At 73.0% G+C, this 5383-nt stretch carries 6 protein-coding genes; 3 read left to right on the top strand and 3 right to left on the bottom strand.

Annotated elements, in window-relative coordinates; all coding sequences use genetic code 11:
* Positions 1 to 142: 142 nt before the first annotated feature.
* From LCD33_RS28175 to LCD33_RS28165, 3 genes are all read right to left on the bottom strand, one after another.
* A complete protein-coding gene (locus LCD33_RS28175) occupies positions 143 to 1387 on the bottom strand; it encodes an FAD-binding oxidoreductase (protein WP_224961648.1) in 1245 nt (414 codons plus the stop codon).
* A gap of 103 nt (positions 1388 to 1490) precedes the next feature.
* The gene (locus LCD33_RS28170; protein ID WP_224961649.1) at positions 1491 to 2963 is read right to left on the bottom strand and encodes a CdaR family transcriptional regulator; all 1473 of its coding nucleotides are present in this window, start codon (positions 2961 to 2963) and stop codon (positions 1491 to 1493) included.
* The gene (locus tag LCD33_RS28165) at positions 2963 to 3583 is read right to left on the bottom strand and encodes an HAD-IA family hydrolase (RefSeq protein WP_224968977.1); all 621 of its coding nucleotides are present in this window, start codon (positions 3581 to 3583) and stop codon (positions 2963 to 2965) included. Before LCD33_RS28165 ends, LCD33_RS28170 begins: the two co-directional genes overlap by 1 nt.
* Before the next feature lie 206 nt (positions 3584 to 3789).
* Here LCD33_RS28165 and LCD33_RS28160 point away from each other — a divergent pair, with 206 nt between their 5' ends.
* The 3 genes from LCD33_RS28160 (at position 3790) to LCD33_RS28150 (ending at position 5374) form a co-directional block, all read left to right on the top strand.
* Positions 3790 to 4335 (top strand): AAA family ATPase, encoded by a 546-nt coding sequence (locus tag LCD33_RS28160; protein ID WP_224978476.1) that lies wholly within the window; start codon positions 3790 to 3792, stop codon positions 4333 to 4335.
* A gap of 92 nt (positions 4336 to 4427) precedes the next feature.
* Positions 4428 to 4838, top strand: a complete 411-nt coding sequence (locus LCD33_RS28155) for a hypothetical protein (RefSeq protein ID WP_224968973.1) — start codon at positions 4428 to 4430, stop codon at positions 4836 to 4838.
* Complete coding sequence (locus LCD33_RS28150; RefSeq protein WP_224978475.1) at positions 4835 to 5374, top strand: DUF3558 domain-containing protein; 540 nt, start codon at positions 4835 to 4837, stop codon at positions 5372 to 5374. The genes LCD33_RS28155 and LCD33_RS28150 overlap by 4 nt, the downstream gene beginning before the upstream one ends.
* Positions 5375 to 5383: the final 9 nt, after the last annotated feature.

Genomic DNA, 5383 nt, shown 5'->3' with positions numbered 1-5383 from the left:
CCCCCCCCCCGGCCGCCCCCGCCCCCCCCGCGCACTTGCAAAAGATCCCGGTGGCGGGGGGCGGGGGGGGGGGGGGGGGGGGGGGGGCCGCGGGGGGGGGCGCGGCGGCCCCTGCTCTCCAGGAAATGGTCTTCGTGGCGCGTCAGCGCAGCGGGTTGAACGGCCGCAGCTGGTCGGGCTGCTTGCCGGTGACGATCTGCTCGGACAGCAGCCGCCCGGTCAGCGGACCGAGGGTGAGCCCCCACATGCCGTGACCACCGGCGACGAACACGTCGGGCATCGCGGTCCCGCCGATCAGCGGCAGCCCGTCGGGCGTGACGGGCCGCCCGCCGACCCAGTCGTCCTTGCGGTCCGCCCAGGACACGCCGCGCAGCAGCGGTTTCGCCGAGCGTTCGATGGCGGCGATGCGCTCCGGGTAGAGCTTGGCGTCCGGGGAGCGGAACTCCATGGTTCCGGCGACCCGCAGCCCGCCCTGGTACGGCGTGCAGGCCACCCGCACGGCGGGCAGGTAGATCGGGCCGGGCACCGGTTCCTCGGTGGGCACGGTGAACGAGTAGCCGCGGCCCGCGCGCACCGCGGTCCGCACGCCGAGCGGCTTCGCCAGCGCACTCAGCCAGGCACCGGTGGCCAGCACCACCGTGTCGGCGGTGATCGCGTCGTCGGCGGAGCGCAGCACGACGCCGCCGCGCTCGCGCCGCACGTCCTGCACGGCGAAACCAGTGCGGATCGTGCCGCCGCGCTGCTCCACGGAGCGGGCGAGGGAGCGCACGAACTCGCCGGGGTCCACGTAGCGCTGGCCTTCGATGCGCAGCACCGCCTCGATGTGCGAGGACAGCTGCGGCACCTGCGCCTCGGCGACCGAGGACTCCACGACCTGCACGTCCTGCCCGGACTCGCGGATCAGGTCGAACTCGCGGCGCAGGTCGGCGACCTGCTCGGCCTTCTCGAACCCGGCGGTGATCGGCGCGGACCGGGTCGGGGCCGCCACGCCACCGGCGGTGAGCGCGTCGAACGCGTCCAGGCACTCGTTGTTCATCGGCACGAACGGCTGCATCGCACGCCGCCACGACCCCATGTTGCAGTGCGCCGCGAAGCGCGCCAGGAACGCCCACAGGCCCGGGTCGACCTTCGCCGGCACGTACAGCGGGGCGTTGCGGTCCAGCAGCGAGCGCAGGCCGTAGCGCAGCACGCTCGGCTCCGGCAGCGGGATGGAGAACGCCGGCGCCAGGTAGCCCGCGTTGCCCCAGGACGAACCGGCGGCCACGCCGTCCCGGTCCACGACCGTGACCCGCACGCCGTGCTCCTGCAAGAACCACGCCGTCGACAACCCGACGGCACCGGCACCCGCGACCACCACGTGCCGCGGCGTCTGGTCGTTGCCAGCCATGTTCGCCCTCCTCAGCTCGGCTGCATCCGAGTGTGCTGGGCCACGGCGCCGGTCCGGTTGTCAGATCCGCACAACCTGGGCGCCGCCGTTTGGTGATCCGGAACTATTCGATGAGCAGCGCGACGATCAGCGCGAGCCGCTGGTCCGGGTCGGTCACGTCGATCGGCGCCACCTCGGTCATCTTCCGCATCCGGTAGCGCACCGTGTTCGCGTGCACGCCGAGCCGCCGCGCCGCCGCCCCCGGATCGCCCTGGCAGCGCAGCCACTCCCGCAACGTCGCCGCGTACCGGGTGCCGTGCTCGGCGTCGTGGCGGTGCAGCTGCCGCACCGGGCCGCGTGCGGGCAACCGGCCACCGGAGGCCGCGTTGCGGAGCCTGCGCAGCAGGATCTCGTGCCAGGCGTCGTCGTAGCCGACGATCTCGCGGGAACCGACGACGGCGAGGCTTTCGTCCGCTTCCCGCCTGCTCACCGGCAGCTCCAGGGGTTCCGCGGCACCACCGACCCCGGCGCGCAGCCGCACCTCCGCGGGCATCTCCCGCAGCAGCCGCCGGAACCACCGCTCCCCCGGTTCCGCCTCGGGCAACACCGTGTAGACGGTGTTCGCGAACAGCGCGCTGCGCCCCGGCCGTGCCCAGCCGAAGCCGGACGTGGCGCGTTCGAACGCGATCAGCACCGCCGCGTCCTGGGCGTCCTCGGCCTGCACCGCCACCACCTGGAAACCGGTGCCGCGCAACCCGAGCCTGCTCAGCACCGCCGGTGCGTCCGCCTGGCCCTCCAGCAGGCCGATCACCAGGTCCGATTCGACCTGCCGCTCCAGGTCGGCGCTGGCGCGCGCCCGCAGCAGGTGCAGCGAAGCGGTGCGGGCCCCTTCGCGCAGCGCCGCGGCCCGCTCCGGGCTCAGCGGCTCCGGCACCTCCACCCAGATCGACCCGAGCAGTTCCCGCCCCGCGCGGACCGCCACCAGGGCGCGGCCGTGGAACTCCGGCATCGGTTCGGCGAAGAACGGCTCGTCCGACGAGGCCAGGTGCGCGTACACGCCGCGCGACGCGAGCTCGGCGCGGATCTCCGCGGGCACCCGCCTGCCCAGGATCGTCGCCAGCCGCGCCCGGTCCGCCGATTCCTGCCTGCTCGAATACGCCAGCACCCCCGAATGCCGGTCCTCGATGGTCACCGGGCCGCCCACCGACGCCGCCAGCGCATCGGCCAACGCGAACAGGTCCGTCGGGCCGCGGCCCGCCTCCGTTTCGCGGCCCTCCAGCACCAGTCCGTAGACGACGGCCGCCAACTGCCCCCACAGCACGTCGCCGTCGACCAGCACCACCGCGACGCCCCGCTCGCGGGCCACCGCCAGCTCCGGGCCTGCGACCTCGCGCAGCAGCACCACCGCGGCCATCGTGGTGCGCAGCAGCTCGCCGATCGCGCCCGGTTCGACGCCGACGGCCAGCAGCACCTCGTCGGTGCCCGCCGAATCGTGCAGCGCCACCCCGCGCAGCTCCACGTCCCGCCCGCGCGGCGCGCACTCCAGCCGCGCCCCGTAGCCGCCGAGCACGTTGATCAACCGGTCCAGCTTCACCATCAGAGCAATCCCAGCACGGCCGACAGCTCCGGCAGCACCACGTGCGCCCCGCCGAGCGCTTCCCGCGGGTGCGTGGTGGTCACGGCCGCGACCAGCGCGCCCGCGGCGACGCCCGCCGCCACGCCCGGCGGCGAGTCCTCCACCACCACGCAGTCCGCCGGATCCACCACCAGCTCCCGGGCCGCCGCCAGGTAGCCCTCCGGATCGGGTTTGCCGCGGGACACGTCCTCCGCGCAGATCAGCGTGCACGGCAGCGGCAGGCCCGCCGCCCGGAGCCTGCCCGTCATCAGCTCGCGGCCGCCGGAGGTCACCGCCGCCCACCGCCGCGGATCGAGCTGCCCCAGCACGTTCGCCGCGCCGGGCACCGCCACCACCGCGTCCGCGGCGGCCAGCTCCAGCCGCGCGACCTCCGCCAGCACCTCGGCCCGCACCGCTGCCGGGAAGAACTCGGCGGCCACGTCCGCGTCCCGCTTCCCGTGGCACACCGCCAGCACCGGCTCGCGCGGCACGCCGAACGCGGCCGCCACCCGCGACCACACGTGCTCGACGACCGCCGTCGAGTCGATCAGGGTGCCGTCGATGTCGAACAGCACCGCGCTCCGCTCCGGACGCATCCGCATGCCCGCAGGTTCTCACGATCCGATGAGCTGGGAGCGGAGGGAACCACTTCGCGGAATCGGGCGAAACCGGCGGGCGGGCGGCGCTAGGCTGGAGTCGATCTCCTCGGGGAAGAGGCGCGCCGCGACCGGACCGCGCCGAACCACCGACCCGCGCGACGTCCCCGTCGAGTACCGCCCGACATCCGCGCCGCCGAGGAGAACCGCCCATGGCCGCTGAGCCCTTCGCCCAGGCCGCCATCGTGATCACCGGGATCCAGGCCGCAGGCAAGTCCACGGTGGCGCAGCTGCTCGCCGAACGGCTGCCGAACTCGGTGCACCTGCGCGGCGACCTGTTCCGCCGCATGATCATCAACGGGCGGGTGGACATGGCGCCCGACGCCACCGACGAGGCGCAGCGGCAACTGCGGCTGCGCCACCGGCTCACCGCCCAGTCCTGCGACCAGTACACCGCCGCCGGGTTCACCGTCATCACCCAGGACGTCGTGCTCGGCGAACACTTCGCCGAACTCGCGGCCACCATCCGCACCCGGCCGCTGTACCTGGTGGTGCTCGCGCCGAGCCCGGAGGAGATCGGGGCACGGGAAGCAGCGCGCGGGAAGGTCGCCTACGACGAGTGGTCCGTCCGAGCGCTCGACGCGGTGCTGCGCGACGAGACGCCCCGTCTCGGCCTGTGGCTCGACACCTCCGAGCAGGCCCCCGAGGAGACCGTCGACGACATCCTCCGCCGCGCCCCCGCCGAAGCCGCCGTGTAGCGCTACCCGGTCGGCGCAGCGGAAACCACCACCCGCGCCGTCACCACCTCGCTACGATCCGTGGCACACGTGATCAACCGGCGGAGGGGCGCATGGCGGGCGGAGACGGGGGATTCGCCGGGGCGGCGGAAGGACTGCACCAGGTCCGATCGCAGACCCAATGGATCAACCAGCAGGTAGGGGCGGGCAAGCTCGCGCTCGACCCGGAAGTCGCGGAACGGGCGGCGAAGAGGGTTGAGGAGGAGGTGCGGGCGCTCGCGAAACTCCTTCGACGAACCGATCAGATCACCCGCCTTACCGGGTTGGGAGACTATCCCGACGGCCAGCAGCTGGCGCAACGGTTCAAGGACAAGGCACAGCATCCGGACTCCGGAGCAATTCCGCTGGTCAACGAGCTGATGAAAGTCCTCATGGAACAGGCGGACGCCTTCCGCGCAGCCGCCAAAGACTACCGATCCACCGATGATCAGATCGCTGAAGACATGCAGAGAGGTATCCAGTGACCCGACGTTCCCGCCGGTTGCTCGCCACCGTTGTTTGCGCCGGACTGTTCGGCGTGTCCGGCTGCGCGTTGGGAGGCACGGACCCAGGGTCGGAGCAGAACTCCCCCGAGCCGCAGCCCAAGGCATCCGGGCTCAAAGACCTGGATCCGTGCGCGTTCTTCACACCGGACGACTTGGCCGCTGCGGGGGTTGGCGGTGCGCCCGAACGCGTCGAAGACGTCTCCTTCGAACCGGGCTGCTCCTTCGAGGGTGAGAGCGCCATGCTGACCTTGTACAAGAACCAGGACGAGACGGTCGGCAGCTACGCGACCCACGGGAACTGGGACAGCTACCAGAAGTTCGACATCAACGGCAGGGCCGCCGCCACCGGCGTCAGTGCAGGCGCCACGGACCGCGGGATCTGCAACGTCCTCGTCGACGCGGGCGGCGGAGTCGCGATCGTCACCGTGAACGAGATCTTCCCCGGTGGTATCCCCGACCCCTGCGGCGAGGCCGAGAAGATCGCCCGCCAAGTCGAACCCCGCCTCCCCCACTGACCACCGGCC

The organism is Saccharopolyspora sp. 7B (genome assembly GCF_020177435.1).
In the GTDB taxonomy this organism is placed as follows: Bacteria; Actinomycetota; Actinomycetes; order Mycobacteriales; family Pseudonocardiaceae; genus Saccharopolyspora_C; species Saccharopolyspora_C gregorii.
Note: the sequence above shows the minus strand (reverse complement) of the source record. Positions and strands in the feature narration are given on the sequence as shown.

Coding starts and splice junctions, on each gene's coding strand:
- LCD33_RS28160 (WP_224978476.1), top strand. CDS start 3,790: ATGGCCGCTGAGCCCTTCGCCCAGGCCGCCATCGTGATCACCGGGATC.
- LCD33_RS28175 (WP_224961648.1), bottom strand. CDS start 1,387: ATGGCTGGCAACGACCAGACGCCGCGGCACGTGGTGGTCGCGGGTGCC.
- LCD33_RS28165 (WP_224968977.1), bottom strand. CDS start 3,583: ATGCGGATGCGTCCGGAGCGGAGCGCGGTGCTGTTCGACATCGACGGC.
- LCD33_RS28155 (WP_224968973.1), top strand. CDS start 4,428: ATGGCGGGCGGAGACGGGGGATTCGCCGGGGCGGCGGAAGGACTGCAC.
- LCD33_RS28170 (WP_224961649.1), bottom strand. CDS start 2,963: ATGGTGAAGCTGGACCGGTTGATCAACGTGCTCGGCGGCTACGGGGCG.